Below are 16,006 nucleotides of genomic sequence, written 5' to 3' on the forward strand. Positions count from 1 at the left end.
CTCCTCCGACTATTTTATCTGTGATATAACAAGAGCAACCATTGTCATCAACTTAATCAGGATGTTCAGAGACGGTCCGCTGGTATCTTTGAATGGATCGCCAACGGTATCTCCAATAACTGCGGCAGCATGTTCGGGGGAACCTTTTCCACCCAGGTTTCCCTCTTCAATGTACTTCTTGGCATTGTCCCATGCACCTCCGGCATTTGACATGTAAATCGCCAGGAGAACACCGGATACAATTGCTCCTGCAAGCACACCTCCAAGAGTCTCAGCTCCTGCATCCCCAAAAGCGAAATAGACTGCTACGGGAATTATTACGGCAAGAATGCCTGGAAGAATCATTTCGCTGAGTGCGCCTCTGGTCGCGATATTAACACATTTTTCAGTATCAGGTTCCGCCTCATTCTCCATCAAGCCCTTTATCTCTCGGAACTGCCTGCGAACTTCCTCTACCATTTTCATGGCAGTACGTCCTACTGCTCGCAACGTAATAGAAGCGAAAACAAACGGAAGAAGTCCACCAAACAGAAGTCCGGCAACAACATTAGGTTTGAGAAGGTCGATTGTCTGAAGACCGCTGGAAGCGGCATATGCACTGAAAAGAGCAAGAGCGGTCAGGGCAGCTGAACCAATCGCAAATCCTTTACCCATTGCGGCAGTGGTGTTTCCAAGTGAATCCAGCTTATCCGTTCTTTTCCTGACATCTCCGGGCAGCGCTGCCATTTCCGCAATCCCACCGGCATTATCCGCAACCGGTCCGTATGCATCAACTGACATGGTCATGCCAACATTCATGAGCATCCCGAGAGCAGCGAGCGCGATTCCATAAAGACCGGCAAAATGATAGCTGATCATTGTAGCGGCAGCGATGAACAAGATTGGGAATATCGTGGATTCCATACCGACGGCTATTCCCTCAATAATGCAGGTTGCCGGTCCTGTTGTCGTACTTTTGGCAATTCTTCTGACTGGTCCTCCGCTTGTGAAATATTCTGTAATCAGACCGATTGCGGTTCCCGAAACAACCCCGCAGACAATCGCCCAGAAGACGCCTGATCCCACTCCAAGAAGGCGTATTGCCGCGAAAGCGAAAATAATTGACAGAATAGTGCTTATGAAAGTCGAATTTCTGAGGACGGTAGCCGGGCTTCCCTTCCGGCTGAGTACTCCAACGGAAACAACTCCTGCGATACTGGCAAGAGTTCCGAGTGCTGCCAGAATGATTGGAAGAGCAATCAGAGTTCCTGATCCGGAAACACCTGAGCCGGAGGATAGCAGTCCTGTCGGAATGATACCTGTAACACTGAAGCCGAAAGCCAGGACTACTGCCGCTATAATACTGCCGACATATGATTCGAACAGATCAGCTCCCATACCGGCAACATCACCGACATTATCACCCACATTGTCCGCGATAACAGCAGGATTTCTGGGATCATCCTCTGGTATGCCTGCCTCAATCTTCCCTACAAGGTCTGCTCCTATATCTGCGCTCTTTGTGAATATTCCCCCGCCTACTCTCGCGAAAAGAGCAATTGAGCTTGCGCCCATGCCGAACCCGGCTATGTTCTTGAGAGATACGGCTCCGAATATGGATTCAAGAAAAGCCTTTGCGGGAGCAATGTCACTGTAAAGAATGTAGAATAATGAAATACCCAGAAGCCCAAGCGCCGCTACTGACAGCCCCATTATACTGCCACTGCGGAATGCAACGGAAAGAGCCTTTGAAAGGCTGTTTCTTGCCGCATTTGTAGTTCTCACGTTTCCTATTGTCGCCGCGTTCATTCCGATGTAACCGGCGATCATACTGAATCCTGCGCCGAATATAAAAGCTAAAGCTGTTCCCGAATCAACACCCGCAAACAAGGCTATAGAAATCAGAACAACAAATATCAGAAGGATGCGGTATTGTGTTGAAAGATAGGTCATCGCGCCTGAATGAATCATCTCTGACAGTCGGATCATTCTGTCTGTACCACGAGGTTCCTTCTTTAAAAGTAGATACCGCCTGGCGGCCACCAGTCCAGTTAGAATCGCCACAACAGGACCGAAGAATCGGAATAGTATCTGGGTGCTACTCATCAATACTCCTTGATTGAATACTGCTTAAGTCCATTTGGATTCTCCAGAGAATGTGCCTTTACTACTCCAGTAAACCTTTCCAGTCAAGACTCATTGATTATTCTGATGATTTAGAGCTGTGATGATTGCGGTTGATGAAAACCCCTTCATCAGAGGAATTATTTCGACTCGGCCACCATGGGATTTGACGAAATCAGCACCGACTACTGAATCAATCGTATAATCTCCACCCTTTACTATAACATCAGGAACTATTTTCTTGATGAGTTTAAGCGGAGTATCTTCGTCAAAGGGTACGACAAAACTTACTGATCTCAATTCAAGCAGGAGCTGCAAACGGGCTTCAAGCGTGATAAACGGTCTGCTGGGTCCTTTGAGTCTGGATATTGAATCATCCGTATTCACTCCCAGAAAGAGAACATCTCCAAATGCGCGTGCCTTCCGAACAATATGTACATGTCCGGGGTGAATGATATCAAAACATCCATTGGTGAATACGATTCTGCAGCCATTCGCTCTGAGTTCAGCGCTCATAACAGCAGCATCATCCTCTGTTAATACTCTTTTATCGAGAATAGCGATCAACCTCCCTCAAAATGTCGTTCGGCTTCACCGCGTATACACCCGGTTCAGCACATGTCGCCGCAGCTGCGAAAATTGAAATCCGTACTCCATCATCCAGAGGCAATCCGGATGCCAGTGAAAGAGCCATAACTGCAATAACAGTATCTCCAGCTCCCGAGACATCGAATACATGCCTTGCCGCAACAGGTCTATAGAACGGATCACGGTCTTTTCGGCACAGGATACTTCCTTCCTCACCCAGAGTTACAAGGACGGCATCCGCGGACAGTCTGTTCAGAATCTCATTACCGGCATTACCGGCTTCTTCAACTGTGTTAACAACTCTACTTAGTGCGCGTGAAATTTCCAATCTATTGGGTTTGAAGAGAGTGCATCCGCTGAATTTAAAGAAATTGATGAATTTGGGATCTACTGCCACCGGGATTCCCCGGGATTTCGAGGCAGAGATTATTCGTGAAATAAGTTCAGGAACAAGAACTCCCTTGTTGTAATCCTCAAGTACTACTGCATCCATCTGTGAAACAGTTCCCTCAATTCTTGAGAGTATATCCTGCATGACAGATTCAGAAATCGGATCAGTAACCTCACTATCCAGTCTTATTACCTGATGCCCGCCGGATATTATCCTTGTTTTCAATGTTGTAGGACGTGCCGGATCTGAAACCACAGCGGATACATCCACTCCTTCATCAAGCAGTAACCGCTTCAGTATCTCACCCTCTTTATCCTCTCCTGTTACTCCGGCCATTACAGGAATACCACCCAGAGAACGAATGTTACGAGCTACATTCGCCGCGCCGCCCAGTACCCATCTCTCATGCTTTCTCTCCAGCGATACTATCGGTATAGGTGCTTCCGGAGATATTCTATCAACTTTGCCATCAAGATAATGGTCAAGAATCAGATCACCAGCGACAAGCACCCTTTTCCCCTGCATTCTTTTAAGTATGTTTTCTATATTGTTATCTGGTATCAAAAATTCCTCCATCCGGATCTGGTGCTCTGTCGCCTGTCCTCCGGCAAACCGACAAAAGGAGTAACCGTGAACCCAAAGATGATAAATCAGCCACCGAGAATCAACGCCAGCACGGCTGACACTGATGGAGTATACAGCAATGTTTTCTTTGTCGCAGCTTCACGGGCAGAATTCATACTGGATTTTGCCCGAATTGTTCCAGGAGTGAACAACGCGAAGCTCATGTCAAGAATTATCGTATCACCCCACAGGATGAAAGCTCTTGTAAAAACACTGGAATCTCAGATTAGCTCATATGAAAGCAAATTTGGAAAACTGGACTCCGGAAGCCAGACTTCATTCGGTTTCCAGAATCCGGCGATTGAAGAGGTCGAATCCGGAAGTAAATGAAAAATGCTCTTGCTGAATGAAATTGGTGAAATGAACAGAAATAAGTTGAATTATGTGGGTTAAAGGAAAGACCTATATATGGCAATGGGTACTTGCAATGTTTATTTCTGTCACTTTATGGATAATTTCCATGAATGATATACAATTTGAAATAATCGAGAAGCTTCCTGTCCCCGCTCCGGTACTGTCCGACGATTTCATCGTAATTGATTACGAAAGACAGGACTCAGTTTCAGTCGTTTTTGCCGGTAAGGGCATAGGTGTTCTTCGCGATCAGATTCTAAGAAAACCGGAAATACTTCACATTAATGTAGTAATTCCCAATCAGGAGCAGACTTATCCTTACAGTAGATCTCACGAACTTACTGAGAGTAATGTACGATTCAGTGGCGATCGCTATTCAAGTCTTTCAGCGATATCATTTAATCCTCCGTCGATTACTGTCACAATAGATCACAGAATTACACGATATCTCCCGGTTAAGATAAATGCAGCCGGACCTGTTCCGGAAAGATATCTATGGCCGGTTCTATCAAACACTATCGTACAGGTTACCGGAGCCAGATCTATCGTGAATCAACTTGACAGCTGCTATACAGGTCACGTCGGATCAGGAGGTGAACGTATAGAAACCGTAATTGAAAAACCGGATGGAATCAATAATATCAATCCTTCGTCCGTAATAGCCGGATTGATATATCCGGTTCCAGTAATCGAACAGATGCAATAGCTCATCATGTATTGACAGGTGTGAAACAAGATGGGTAGATTCAACATCACGTGTTTACATGTTCAGTCTTCTGAAGCAATTTTGACTGTAGCCGGAGGGATAGTCTATGAGATCAAAGATTCTTGTGAGAATTCTGATTGTACTGTTGGCAGTATTTCTGGTATTCAGAATTCATCAGAGAGTCGAAACGTACAGGATTCCAAGGGAATTCTGTCGTTCACAAATGAGTGTTCTTTCAATCGCCAACATCCATCATATGTATGTCTCCGAAGGGATTCCCGCTCCTGATCTTGACAGCCTTCTGAGCTTCGCGGAAGCAAACAATTTTTTCGATGCTTCAATTAATAATGACAGTATACTGGTTTCGTTTAACAACGACAGAATACGAAAGGTTCAAATTCCGCAGCAATGGAAAGACCTGTGGAATGAAAACGCCATATTGGATATGGAGAACTTTCTTGATTCATTAAACACTGCGCAGATAAATCTTGAACTTGTTATCAGCGAATATGAAGGTTCTCTCGGATTTTCACTGGATTCTCTGATTACGCTAAGAGATATTTACATTATTGACAACACACTTGCATTTGAAGAAGAGGGTGAACTGTCACCAGGGGAATTCTTTAATGATTCTATAGGTTTTGACCCGGAATTACTTATAATGACCGGATCTGACCTCGCATCCTCGATCAGTTCGATGGAATCAATGATTCTGAACTTCAACAATATCATAGCTCCGGCCAGGATGGACTCAGTTGCTGCTCTGGTTATCGCAGTATGTCCGTCACTCTGGGAATCAGGTTTTTACGATTCAATCTATTCCTACGACCCAAAACTCGCTCTTGGTACACAGTTCTCCCTTTCCTGTCCCAATATTGACAGGCATGGTGGTGTAGTTGGCGGTCTTATTGAGAAAGATTTCCCCGATTCATTGTTCCTGGAGGAAGACTGGTCCGAAACACTGACGGTCTTCAGCTTCCCGGAGTACGCCGAAATGAGAAGACTTCAGGTTTCAAGAGCAAACCTTATCCGCGCAGCAGAAGAGCAGGCTGCATACCTTGCCCAGAGATATCCATCTGTTATTCATCCAAAACTGCCGGAAAATCTCGATGTGGATATCGATAATCTTATCGACCCACTCGGTGGCGAGTATGTGTTTGAAGTTATTCCCGATACAACATATATCTTCTACGAAAATCCTCGTGGAACTTCAAGAAGAGCAAGGGGCGACTCTGTCCTGGTTGAAACCATGAAATTCGTGGCTTACACTACAATGGACCCCGAACTCTCCAGAGTTGAGGTTTTCTTCACCCATCCGCTCAGATTCCCCAGCCGTTCAGACGGCGCGATTCCCGGAACTAATGACAAATTGACTGTTATTATGAACTGGGATCGTTCCGAACTGGGAACCCTGCAGATCGATGAGCGGGAGGTTGATCTTGTTGAAGAGTCATCCTGGGACTTCATCAGTTCGAAATTCGGAACGGCTGAAGGTCCGGATTCCGTTCAGTAAAGAAAACACGTCTGCAATTCTGGAACCTTTTTCTTTAAGCAGGATAAAGTGTGTACTTATTCTGCCAATATTTAAAGAATTCACTATGGAGGTGCTGCATGTCGGATAAGTTCAGTGATATAGAAACAATGGGCGAGAAGTCGGACAATCAGTATGTCCTGGCTCTTGCAATCGCAAAAAGGGTCAGAAAGCTCAGATCCGGAGCCCCTCCTCTTATCGACAGTAAAGATGCTAAGAGAAAGCCATTTGACACAGCAATGAAAGAGATTTACCAGAAAAAAATCACTTATACGCTTGATGATGATGTACAGTAGTAAAAAAAACAGATATCTTGAAAGGATGATTGTTATGAGGGTAACCCTGTTCTTGACAATTTCAGCGATACTTATTCTGGGAGCTTGTGGAACTCAGGGCACTTCAGATAATGAAATAACGGATTCATCTAGAGTCCTTGCAACAGTTAACGATACTCAGATTACTGAACAGATGCTTAAAGATGAGCTGGAAATGATCCCACCTTATCAGAGAACTTCATTTGAAACTCCTGAGGGCAGAAGGCTCCTCCTGAACCATATTGTGGAGAGAGAACTGCTGCTGACTGCGGCAATAGACCTTGAATTTGAAGAAGATTCTTTCGTTATCGCTCAGGTAGATCTGGCGATGCAGCAGGTTATAATAGCCAAGGAAAGAGCTCTCATTCAAACCTTCTACCAACAGGAAGTGGTAGACGCAGTCGTAATTCCGGATGAGGAAATACTCGAATACTACAATGAACACTCAGGTGACATATACCGCCAGGAAGCACAGGTTAAAGTTTCACAGATCCTTCTGACTCTTGAGGAAGATACCGCAGCTGTTATAGCAGCTCTTGAAGCCGGTGATTCCTTTGAGACTGTCGTTCTGGAAATGAGCGAGCATGAACCTACAGTCAATACTGACGGGGACATGGGCTGGATTACCATTAACGCTCCATTGCCTTACCTTGGTGAACAGTCAGAGATATCAGAAGCACTGTTTGCTGCTGAGGCGGGAGAAGTTACAGGACCTTACTCAACCATCATGGGTTACCATTTCTTCCTTGTAACAGATAAGAAGGAAGAAGGCATACGCCCGCTTGAGGAAGTCAGAGAATCCATTGAGAACGTCCTCAAACCTGCGATGGTCAATTCATATTTCCAGGATGACCTTCTACCCCGGCTCAGAGAACAGTACGGGGTTGAAATAAACGAAGACGCGTTCCTTCCGGATGAAAACATGCCTGCGGATTCACTTCTGCAGTCAGCTCAAAATCTCATGGAAACGAATCCTGAGACTGCAGTTGAGTATTTCAAACTCTTCATCGAACGTTTTCCTGAACATGAACGCGCACACCAGGCTCAGTTCCTGATCGGATTCACCTACTCCGAACAGATAGCGGATTACGATTCCGCAATAGAAGCTTTTCAGGCTGTAATAGACAATTATCCTGAATCGGATTTCGTGGATGATGCGGAATGGATGATTCAGAATATGGGTGTTCCACCGGAAGAGCTTCTCTTAGACCAGAACTCAGAACTGAATGAAGAGAATACAGAAGATTCAACTCTTTAGAAAATAATACATCAGTTGCGAAAGAACCCCGGGGTGAACTACCCGGGGTTTTCTCTGGCACCTCGCTGGCTCATATTCACTCCATACATTCCAGAAGGCAGGAGGTTTTGTTTGAGATTCAGTTTTTATCAGGTGCTGATTACAATTTCCATACTGATGCTTGCAGTTCTGGCTGGATGTGGTCCTGTTGCTGATGAACATTCTCCGGAGGGTATAACTGTACTTGCCGAAAATGCACTGCAATCAGGAAATGCGTCAGAAGCGGTGCGATTGTATACTTCAGCTCTTGAGCAGTTCCCTGATGATATAAAAATATCTTCATGGCTGCTGGGAAAAGGCAGAGCACTCCTCATTCTTGGACGCACGGAGGAAGCAATCTCAAACGCTTCACAGGCAGTCTCGAATGCTGTGGACTCACATACAGCATCAAGCGCAACATTCCTTATAGCGGAAGCGGAAATCGCACAGGGTTCAATTCGAAAGGGAATAGAAACTCTAATAATCCTTGATCAGGATAATCTTGACAGGGCTGAATCTAAGAATGCAATCGATGTGCTCCGGTCGGCGCTTGGAAAAGTGGATATGGATTTTCTAACTGAGGAACCAGCCACAGGATGGACGCAGGTTTTTATACTCCTTGAACTGGAGGAAAGGTACGCCGCGCAGGGTGAAACTGACAAAGCAATCCTTACCGGAATGGAAATCGATCGACTCTTCCCAGACGCACATGACCGATATGGTCAACCTTCTGTGGAAGCTCAGGAGGACGGATTTGTAGCTCTTGTACTGCCGGCTACAGGAGATGGATCCATATATGCTGAACGCGTTTCCTCAGGAGTATGTCTTGCCTTTATGAGAACTTCAGATCTTTTCAGATCAGCGCCAAGGCTGATAACATTCGACTTCACCGGTGACAGTGATGATCTTGTCAACATCATCAATTCGCTTGGCTCCAATCCAGCATGCCTTGCACTTATTGGTCCTCTAACAAGCAGGAACGCCGAGATAGCAGCTCCCAATGCGCAGAGGTGGAACCTGCCAATGATTACTCCCACAGCAACATCGTCTGTCCTTGATGATTATGGCAATTACGTACACAGACTCGTTGTTTCTCAGGGCAACGACGCAGCGGCTGTAGCTGAATATGCTGTCCGGAATGCAGGATGCTCGAGATTTGCCATTATTCATGTCTATACATCTGAATCAGTGGCCAATGCAGAACAATTCAAGTCCGTTGTGGAAGAACTTGGCGGAGAGATTGTAGCAATGGAGGGTTATGAAACAGGAGCTACAGATTACAGAGATCAGATAAATGCAATAAAATATCTGAACCCTGACGGTATATTCCTGCCGGTGGAAGCCTGGGACGCTATTCAACTTGCGCCACAACTAAGATTCTACCGGGTTAACGCCCGGCTTTTCGGAACATCCGGCTGGGATGATGAGATACTGGTGGAGCAGGGTGGTGAATACGTTGAAGGAGCTGTGTTCCCGATCTCATTCGGATCGGGATCCATGAATCCGGCAACAGCGCGGTTCTCCTATTTCTTTGAACGGGAATATGATTCCCTGCCGACCATGCTGTCTGCTCAGGGTTATGATACTGCCAGGATCATACTGGGTGCCTGGGAAGACGGAGTTCCCTCCAGATCCTCCCTGGAGAATCATCTGGAAAATCTAAATGTATATTTCGGAGCTACAGGTATGTGTACACTGGGAAATGTATCAATTCCCCGTTCAGCGTTTCCACTAGTAAGAGTTATTGACGGAGAAATCGTAAGCATTGAGTAATTCTTCCGGCAAACACTGGGGTATAGATATTGGCGGTTCCACAACCATTCTTGGATATATTGATAATGATGGGTTTAAAACCGTTTCCACGCTTCAGACTATTCCATCTGAGGAACCTGAAAAACTGCTTTTACGAATCAGTCGAACAATCTCAAGCGTTGATGATTCTCCTCTAACAATTGGAGCAGGAATCGCCGGACTGGTCGACAGAGAGAACGGCGTTCTCATCAATTCACCGAACCTTTCCAAATGGGTTCGGTTTCCCCTTCGCGACAGGCTCATTAAGATGTTCAAATGTCCCGCTGTTATAGACAATGACTGTAACACATTCGCAATTCGAAGCATTGATTCCGGAGAAATCCCATCCGACGGACTCTCGCTGCTGATAACGCTGGGTACCGGAATAGGGGGAACTATTATTCATAATGGTACTATCCTTTACGGCAAAGGTTATGCCGGAGAATTCGGACATATGACAGTTAATGCTTCAGGTGAGCCATGCCCATGCGGAGCACGAGGGTGCTGGGAAAGATACGCTGCCGCTGAAGCGCTTGTTCGATACTTCAAGGGAACCGGAAGTGATTCGATAGATACGGATCCAAGGAAAATTGCACAGCTTGCCGAAGCCGGTAATGAAGATGCCCTGAAAGCATTCGAGAAATTCGGTAAATGGGTGGGAATCGGTCTAGCGAGCCTTTCCCACTGCTTCAGTCCTTCCGGGATTTTTCTAGCGGGAGGCCTTGTGAAGACATTCAGTCTCTTTATTGAACATGCCAGGCTTGAATTCAATTTGAGATGTCCATATGAATGGAACGTTTCAGCACTGTCCTCCTGCTCCGATGCCGGAGCAGAAGGTGCCGCAATTATGGGAAGAGCATTATCTCAATGATCTGTTTTCTCGTTCTGATACTTCTTGCCACTCCTGATCCAAGGGACACCGGGAACACCAGTACTGACTCTACAAATTCACTGTCCAGGCTTGAAACGATCGTATATTCAGCTGATTCCCTTGTATTCTATCCGGATACGGGAGACCTTATTCTGATAGGTTCCACAACGCTGGATTACAGAGATATGACACTTCAATCAGATACGGTAATGTACTTCGCTGAAGAGGAACTCATAGAAGCAAACGGTGCTACAGAGCTTTTCGACAGGGGTGAATCTATTACAGGTGATGGTTTGATCTACAGCCTTCCATCCAGAAAAGGGCGGATTACAAGCGCTGCTTCACAGTACGAGTTCGGTTTCTATCATGGCGAATCAATCACCAGGGTCGGTCCAAATGAATTCAACATTACAGATGCAAGGTTCACAACCTGTGAAGAGGATTCGAGCCACTACTATTTCTACTGCCCGGTTATGAAAGTTTTCCCGGATGACAAGGCCGTTGCCAGACCGGTTTATCTTTATGTGAAGGATACTCCCATCCTCTATTTCCCTTACTGGGTCTTCCCTATCCGACGCGGAAGACATTCCGGCTTCACGACTCCTAAATTCGGTCAGACGACCAGAGACGGAAGATTCCTGAGAGAACTGGGATATTATTTCGCTTTTTCGGACTACGCTGATCTCTGGATCCACGGAGATATCATGGAGAAGACACGATTCGTGATTGCTGCTGATGAACGACACAGAATCAGATATCTGTGCTACGGAAATCTCAGAACAGAATGGAGGAGGGAATTCGAAGCCAGGAGGGATAGATGGATGATTTTCGGGCAGCACCTCCATGATTTTCCGGACGGAACTTCGGTTCGTCTCCAGGGGGAGTTCCTCAGTGATAAGTCCTATCTGGAAGAGACTCAGCAATCTCCAGAAGACAGAATGACCGGAGAGTTACGCTCATGGATCAGCGTAAACAGATACTTCGGTAGACTGAGCTTCCAGGCAGTTCTTGACAGAACAAGTTATCTTAATCTTGATCCTGATTCAATCCCCAATGAAGTGGAATCAATACAGGAACTACCTGATATTCGCTTTTCCCTTCCATCCGCTCCCCTTTTCAAATCTCCATCTGATCCTCTCCTCATCCGACCCTGGCATTCCATTTACTGGAATTTAAGCGGGCATTACCTCTCCATGGACAAAAGACTGGAAGATTCGAGAGCTACAAATTCAGCTGTAAAAATCACTTCCGGACTCACAGGCTCAAGCAGATTGTGGGGATGGCTTTCTTTTGCTCCGTCTTTGAACGCGACAGGGACAGTATATGACAGAGACAGACAGGATAATAACCTGCCATGGTGGCTGCATGCATCAACTACTTTATCTCTCTCAACTGATATCTACGGTATTTTCAGCACAGGTATCTTCGGTATGGAAGCTATCAGACATACGATTACTCCGGGTGTTTCCCTGCAGTGGGCACCTGACAGATTCATCAATAATGATGGGGTCGTTGAAGCAGATTCTGCCGGAGAAGAATACTACATATTCTCCGATTTCGGACTTCCTTCCGGAAGGCGTACAGTCTCCTTCAACCTCCAGAACAGGCTTGAAGGAAAGCGGCGGGAGAATAACAGAATATCCCGATTTGGGATCGCTTCACTCACATTCTCCACCTCTGCGAATCTTGACGACAAAGAAACACCATTCACTCCTTTGATGGCAACTCTTGAACTCTCTCCATTCACAAATCTGAGTATAAGGGGAAACGGAAGCTGGGATTTCTATGAGAACGAGCTTTCAGACATGTCACTGTCCACAAGTCTACGACTTTCGGGATACGACCGTACTCTTCTTCCTGATTCCGGGAGTACTGAAAGGGGTATGCCCTTGAGACTGACCCTGTCACATTATTACCGGTACGGGTTGCATGGAGAAGACGATATCAGCAAACTTCGGGTTTCCGCATCACTGGACCTTACTCCAGGCTGGTCACTGGAATACAGCGCGTATTACGACATGTCAGGAGAAAGTTTCATAAATCAGAGTTACACCTTAAGGAGAAACCTTCATTGCTGGGAGGCCGTCTTTGTAAGGCACATATCAGATGTAGACAGTGGATTCTATTTCAGAATCAACATAATCGATGTACCTGACATAAAAATTGAACAGCATGTAAGTAATTTCTGAAATATTCAAATATTCGTATATAATTCATTGTATTGTGTGCATTATAAATCTCATATACCTATCGTAGCGTTCAGTGATTGGCGATATAGCTTCATATTTGCTCCAATTTAAATATTTTTCAGGGGTTGACATTGAGTTTTCCGCCTTCTAGCTTTATGTAACAGCAACAGGGAGGGGGTGAACAAGTGACTAAAAAAGATCTCGTTGCACAGGTTGCCGACAACGCGTGCATAACCAAGAAACAGGCAGGTGTTGCCGTAGATGCAATTCTTGATGGAATCAAGGATGCACTCGGTGGAGGCCAGAAGGTTAGCCTTGTCGGTTTCGGAACTTTTTCCGTAAAACATCGTGAGCAAAGGACGGGTGTAAACCCGGCAAACGGTCAGAAGATGACTTATCCTGCGAAAGACGTACCGCATTTCAAAGCAGGAAAAGGTTTGAAAGACGCTGTCTATTAAAGAATTCAGCATTCTACCGGGGGGCGGACATATTCTGTCCCCCATTTCCTATTCCCGAAAATATTATGCCACTTGATCTTTCAGTAATTATTACATCGTACAACAGTTCCTCTACTCTGAGTGATACAATCGAATCACTTCTTCGTCTGAATCCTGATGAAACACCAAAGGAAATCATTGTAGTGGACAACGCATCCTCTGACGGATCCGCTGACATCGCGCAGAGCTTTCCGGAACTGCAAGTACTCCGTTCTACCGTAAATCAGGGGCTTGCTACAGCAAATAACAGAGGGGCAGAAATCTCAACCGGCAGAAGCCTTCTCTTCCTTAATCCTGATACGGAAATACTGCCGGGAGCACTGAATACTCTGATGAAGTTTGAAGAAACACACCCCGATGCAGGCCTGCTCGGTCCAGCCATGCTTGATTCCACAGATACTGTTCTATCAACCGCAAGAACTTTCCCCACATTGATTGATATCATGCTCAGGAGAACCCTTCTTGGAAAACTGCCGGGAACTCAAGCTCAACAGAGGAAACATCTCTTCTCAGCAGAGATGAACAATCCTTCCAGAACCGACTGGCTGGTTGGAGCAGCGCTATGGCTGACCGGATCAGGCAGGAAAGAATTCGGACTGATGTCTCCCAAATATTTCCTGTATTTTGAAGATGTGGAATGGTGCTTTCGCGCACATAAAGCAGGAATGGAAGTCTGGTTCGTACCTGATGCAGTTATAAAGCACGCATGCAGACGGGAGAGCGCCGGTAAACCGGGGAAAGCTCTCTGGTTCCACCTCCGGAGTATGGTTAGATTTTTTATTGAACATCCTTCAGTAGCAATCGGAAAGCATAAAGCATCCTGGAACAAGAAGGACAGGCTCATTTGAAGCAACGAAGAAACGCAACTGTATTTCTCCTGCCTATAGGCGATTTCATACTTGTAATCGGAGTGTTCCTGCTTGGATACTGGCTCCGGCACTACATACTTTCCGATGCGCTTCTGGATTTGTTTCAAATTCCCAATGATTTCAGACTGGGTCTGTGGCACTATGCGATCTCCGGTTCTGTAATGGCATGCATTGAACTTGTGATGCTTTGGGCTTTTGGAGTATACAGAGCAAAATTCGGAGTAGCACAGGTTGAAGAGCTTGCCTGGATCATACAATCATCATTTATGGCCGCGATTATTACCTTTGCGTTCACCTTCGCTTCCCGACAGCTTCTGTTCTCCAGATTTGTGCTCCTTTTCTCTTTTCCGGCAGCTTCCATAGCAGTCTCATTCTGGCATTATCTTTACCATCGGCTATCCCGGCTGCTTGCTCTCAGGTCCGGCAGAGGAATCAAAGTAGTTTTCTTCGGAGACAACCATGTTGCCAGAGAACTTGCAGATTACATGAGAAAAAACGTTCCTGCTCCCTATAGCATAGCGGGATTTATATCATCCGGAATCGATGCACCACCGGGTGAGGATACTCTTTCACTCAGTTTCAGCTCTTTCCAGGATATGTTCAAATGGATGAACAAAGAGAATATTTCCGAACTGATAATAGCAGATCCGGAACTCTCCCGGAAGGATACTGCTGCTCTGATCTATCTGGCTGAACAGGAGGATATCCCCTACAAACTGGTTGCTGACGTGTTTGACCTTGTCAATTACACAACTAGAGTAACTCACATCGGCGGTACGATAATGATCGAATCCGTCCCCCCTCCTCTCAGCGGAACCAGCATTCAGCTGAAGAGAATGACTGATCTTCTTCTGGCAATCCCGATGGTTATCCTGCTGATTCCGTTGTTTATACTGATTTCCATCGCGATTGTTATAGACTCCGGTTTCCCTGTGTTCTTTATTCAGACAAGGCTCGGAAAGGAACATAAGAAATTCAGATTGATTAAATTCAGATCCATGAAAGTTGGAGCGCATAAGGAGAAAGAGAATCTCGGATTCGCGGATAAAACCGATCTTCTCTCCAAATCCAGAAACGACCCGAGAATAACGAGAATCGGCCGTTTCATTCGGAAACTCAGTCTCGACGAGCTTCCGCAGCTTATAAATGTTCTGGTTGGCAGCATGAGTCTCGTAGGACCCAGACCCCACATACCGGAGGAAGTAGAACATTATTCCGAACGGCACCTTAAAAAACTGGACGTACTTCCAGGTATGACAGGTGTATGCCAGGTTTCGGGCAGGAATAATCTGAATTACAAGGAAATGGTTAAACTTGATCTTTACTATGTTGACAACTGGTCAATCTGGATGGATCTATCGATACTCATTCTTACATTTCCGGCAATCCTTTTCAGAAAGGGCGCTTACTGACCCCCGAAACCTTTGAAAGATATTCTTAGCGTATAATTCAATCAGGCAGGACGGTAATTATGAAACCGGTAGATGAAAAATCGATAGATGAAAACCTTGCGAAATGGCAGCCACTTCTCAGTCTGAGCGACTGGGATATCCGATCGGTTATCGTCAAGAAAAAGGATTGGCGCAAATCCGGTGATGTAAAGATCGATGAGAGTAACAGAATGGCTGCCGTGATGATAAAGTCAGATCTTGATCCAGCCTATCTTGAACAGGTTGTGGTTCACGAACTTCTTCACATCAAGCTGTGGGGTCTCGATCAGATGATAGAGGAATCCCTTAACGCCCTTTTCGGAGAAGAAGACAGCGAAGGCAAGCGTATTTTCGCACAGGGCCAGTTTATGCGGGAGCTGGAATCCACAACTCAGGATCTGGCCAGGGCGCTTCTTGATGTTTCAGGATTCGAAGGGGATTACCTCTTCAACAGAGTGCAGAAACAGATAGA

Annotated in this window: 15 protein-coding genes; 12 read left to right on the plus strand and 3 right to left on the minus strand. The window is 45.8% G+C overall.

Annotation, left to right across the window (positions count from 1 at the left end):
- Window positions 1–9 precede the first annotated feature (9 nt).
- From K8R76_04950 to K8R76_04960, 3 genes are all read right to left on the minus strand, one after another.
- A complete protein-coding gene (locus K8R76_04950; protein ID MCD4847521.1) occupies window positions 10–2,085 on the minus strand; it encodes a sodium-translocating pyrophosphatase in 2,076 nt (691 codons plus the stop codon).
- A 90-nt stretch (window positions 2,086–2,175) separates the two neighbouring features.
- Window positions 2,176–2,619 carry a D-glycero-beta-D-manno-heptose 1-phosphate adenylyltransferase gene (gene rfaE2 / locus K8R76_04955; GenBank protein MCD4847522.1) on the minus strand — a complete coding sequence of 148 codons (444 nt, stop codon included), beginning with the start codon at window positions 2,617–2,619 and terminating at the stop codon, window positions 2,176–2,178.
- Between the two features lie 31 nt (window positions 2,620–2,650).
- Window positions 2,651–3,646, minus strand: a complete 996-nt coding sequence (locus tag K8R76_04960; GenBank protein ID MCD4847523.1) for a D-glycero-beta-D-manno-heptose-7-phosphate kinase — start codon at window positions 3,644–3,646, stop codon at window positions 2,651–2,653.
- A gap of 66 nt (window positions 3,647–3,712) precedes the next feature.
- Between K8R76_04960 and K8R76_04965 the strand changes: the two genes are divergently transcribed.
- The 12 genes from K8R76_04965 to K8R76_05020 form a co-directional block, all read left to right on the plus strand.
- Window positions 3,713–4,036 carry a DUF3467 domain-containing protein gene (locus K8R76_04965; GenBank protein MCD4847524.1) on the plus strand — a complete coding sequence of 108 codons (324 nt, stop codon included), beginning with the start codon at window positions 3,713–3,715 and terminating at the stop codon, window positions 4,034–4,036.
- A 130-nt stretch (window positions 4,037–4,166) separates the two neighbouring features.
- Window positions 4,167–4,766: a hypothetical protein gene (locus K8R76_04970; protein ID MCD4847525.1), complete on the plus strand. Its 600-nt coding sequence runs from the start codon at window positions 4,167–4,169 to the stop codon at window positions 4,764–4,766.
- Between the two features lie 106 nt (window positions 4,767–4,872).
- Complete coding sequence (locus tag K8R76_04975) at window positions 4,873–6,279, plus strand: hypothetical protein (protein MCD4847526.1); 1,407 nt, start codon at window positions 4,873–4,875, stop codon at window positions 6,277–6,279.
- 98 nt (window positions 6,280–6,377) lie between these two features.
- Window positions 6,378–6,593 (plus strand): DNA-directed RNA polymerase subunit omega, encoded by a 216-nt coding sequence (locus tag K8R76_04980; protein ID MCD4847527.1) that lies wholly within the window; start codon window positions 6,378–6,380, stop codon window positions 6,591–6,593.
- A gap of 34 nt (window positions 6,594–6,627) precedes the next feature.
- Window positions 6,628–7,869, plus strand: a complete 1,242-nt coding sequence (locus K8R76_04985) for a peptidyl-prolyl cis-trans isomerase (protein MCD4847528.1) — start codon at window positions 6,628–6,630, stop codon at window positions 7,867–7,869.
- A 111-nt stretch (window positions 7,870–7,980) separates the two neighbouring features.
- Window positions 7,981–9,660, plus strand: a complete 1,680-nt coding sequence (locus tag K8R76_04990) for an ABC transporter substrate-binding protein (protein MCD4847529.1) — start codon at window positions 7,981–7,983, stop codon at window positions 9,658–9,660.
- Complete coding sequence (locus K8R76_04995; GenBank protein ID MCD4847530.1) at window positions 9,653–10,549, plus strand: ROK family protein; 897 nt, start codon at window positions 9,653–9,655, stop codon at window positions 10,547–10,549. Before K8R76_04990 ends, K8R76_04995 begins: the two co-directional genes overlap by 8 nt.
- Complete coding sequence (gene lptD, locus K8R76_05000; GenBank protein ID MCD4847531.1) at window positions 10,546–12,738, plus strand: LPS assembly protein LptD; 2,193 nt, start codon at window positions 10,546–10,548, stop codon at window positions 12,736–12,738. Before K8R76_04995 ends, lptD begins: the two co-directional genes overlap by 4 nt.
- A gap of 185 nt (window positions 12,739–12,923) precedes the next feature.
- Window positions 12,924–13,196 carry an HU family DNA-binding protein gene (locus tag K8R76_05005; protein MCD4847532.1) on the plus strand — a complete coding sequence of 91 codons (273 nt, stop codon included), beginning with the start codon at window positions 12,924–12,926 and terminating at the stop codon, window positions 13,194–13,196.
- A 65-nt stretch (window positions 13,197–13,261) separates the two neighbouring features.
- Complete coding sequence (locus K8R76_05010; GenBank protein ID MCD4847533.1) at window positions 13,262–14,083, plus strand: glycosyltransferase family 2 protein; 822 nt, start codon at window positions 13,262–13,264, stop codon at window positions 14,081–14,083.
- Complete coding sequence (locus K8R76_05015; protein MCD4847534.1) at window positions 14,080–15,516, plus strand: sugar transferase; 1,437 nt, start codon at window positions 14,080–14,082, stop codon at window positions 15,514–15,516. The genes K8R76_05010 and K8R76_05015 overlap by 4 nt, the downstream gene beginning before the upstream one ends.
- Before the next feature lie 59 nt (window positions 15,517–15,575).
- The coding region (locus tag K8R76_05020; GenBank protein MCD4847535.1) for a hypothetical protein at window positions 15,576–16,006 on the plus strand (431 nt) is incomplete at its 3' end.

This window comes from Candidatus Aegiribacteria sp. (genome assembly GCA_021108435.1).
Taxonomy (GTDB): Bacteria; Fermentibacterota; Fermentibacteria; order Fermentibacterales; family JCC-6; genus Aegiribacteria.

What these genes read in the sequence shown, in the direction of transcription:
- K8R76_04950 (MCD4847521.1), bottom strand. Translation starts at nt 2,085, where the DNA reads ATGAGTAGCACCCAGATACTATTCCGATTCTTCGGTCCTGTTGTGGCG.
- rfaE2 (MCD4847522.1), bottom strand. Translation starts at nt 2,619, where the DNA reads ATGAGCGCTGAACTCAGAGCGAATGGCTGCAGAATCGTATTCACCAAT.
- K8R76_04970 (MCD4847525.1), top strand. Translation starts at nt 4,167, where the DNA reads ATGAATGATATACAATTTGAAATAATCGAGAAGCTTCCTGTCCCCGCT.
- K8R76_04975 (MCD4847526.1), top strand. Translation starts at nt 4,873, where the DNA reads ATGAGATCAAAGATTCTTGTGAGAATTCTGATTGTACTGTTGGCAGTA.
- K8R76_04980 (MCD4847527.1), top strand. Translation starts at nt 6,378, where the DNA reads ATGTCGGATAAGTTCAGTGATATAGAAACAATGGGCGAGAAGTCGGAC.
- K8R76_04985 (MCD4847528.1), top strand. Translation starts at nt 6,628, where the DNA reads ATGAGGGTAACCCTGTTCTTGACAATTTCAGCGATACTTATTCTGGGA.
- lptD (MCD4847531.1), top strand. Translation starts at nt 10,546, where the DNA reads ATGATCTGTTTTCTCGTTCTGATACTTCTTGCCACTCCTGATCCAAGG.
- K8R76_05010 (MCD4847533.1), top strand. Translation starts at nt 13,262, where the DNA reads ATGCCACTTGATCTTTCAGTAATTATTACATCGTACAACAGTTCCTCT.